The 1,299-nt window shown below is 42.4% G+C and carries 2 protein-coding genes; both read right to left on the bottom strand.

Going from position 1 to position 1,299, the window contains the following annotated elements:
• Positions 1-47 precede the first annotated feature (47 nt).
• On the bottom strand, positions 48-911 hold the full coding sequence (locus ACTHO6_RS21155) for an IS3 family transposase (RefSeq protein WP_440243810.1): 864 nt from the start codon (positions 909-911) through the stop codon (positions 48-50).
• Positions 912-919: 8 nt separating this feature from the next.
• Positions 920-1,299 (bottom strand): transposase (locus ACTHO6_RS21150; RefSeq protein ID WP_440243808.1); only part of this gene is annotated, 380 nt, incomplete at its 5' end.

The following is a 1,299-nucleotide window of genomic DNA, read 5'->3' as shown; positions in this document are numbered from 1 at the left end:
TGGTCTGACCCCTGTCAAGTAGACAGATATTAATTGAGGCTGTATTATTAGGCGGCTGTAGCCCTGAATTCCCTAGGGCTGCAGCCGTTTAACTTTAATTGAATTCGTTCCTCGTTATAGAATGTAATATAATTTCTCACAGCTTCTGCCATTTCCTCAGGGCTCTCAAACGTATTTACATAAAGGCACTCTGCCTTTAGATGGCTAAAGAAACTCTCCATGCTTGCATTGTCCAAACAATTTCCTTTTCTGGACATACTGGCTTTTATTTTGTACTCTGTAAGTAACTTGTTATATTGTCTGGATGTGTATTGGAATCCTTGGTCGCTGTGCAAGAGGACTCCTTTCACATCCTTTTTTCTTTTTCCTTTCACGGCTTGTTTGACGGTGGCGAGAACAAGTTGTAGATCATTCCGTTCGCCAATGGTATAGGCAATGATTTCCCCATCGAATAAGTCCTTTATTGCCGATAAATATAACCGATGTCCGTTATTTTGAAGATAAGTAATATCCGTTACCCACTTCTCATTGGGCCGTTGTGCCGTAAACTCACGGTTCAAGTGGTTGTCTGAAATGACATAGACCTCTTTCTGCCCAAAGTAACGCTTCTTCTGGCGGATCTTGGCTTGAATACCCAGCTCCCTCATCAATCGATGGACACGTTTCTTGTTGACTCTGAATCCATACTTTTTTCCTAACCAAGCTTGTACACGGCGATACCCGTATGTGCCTTTGACTTTGGAGTAACACTCCAGGATCTTTTCTTTCAGCACCTCATTTTCCGCTTTCCTGGGAGTTAAGACATTTTTGTTATGAAGCCATTTGTAATAACCACTGCGGGAAACACCGGCAATTTTACAAAGCAGGGTAATCGGATACTTTGCTGACATCTCTTCGATGATCGGAAACACTTGTGTAGTTACTTCTCCCCCTTTCTCAGGGCCCATAACTTTTTTAAAAATTCATTCTCTACTCGTAACCGCTCATTTTCCTGCTCGAGTGACAAAGGATTTTTCCTTGGTCGCCCCTTACCAATCCCAAATGATTTCCCACGTTTCTCCTCTAGACCAAGTAATCCTTCTCTTTTGTAGTGGGTTACCCATCTGTGCAACATCGAACTGGAGATACGGTAGTGCGCGAGTATCGTACGCTTGGTCCATCCATTGTTTAGATAATGATCGACAACCTCAAACTTTTCTTTTGGTGTGTATGTTTTCCTGATTTTCCCCATAAAAAATCCCTCCACAGTAGACAGTACAGACCTTTCTTTTGCCTGTCTACTATGGAGGGAGCATATCA

It is taken from the genome of Brevibacillus sp. SAFN-007a, from assembly GCF_051967035.1.
Classification (GTDB): Bacteria; Bacillota; Bacilli; order Brevibacillales; family Brevibacillaceae; genus Brevibacillus.
This window is presented reverse-complemented; position numbering and strand designations above follow the sequence as displayed.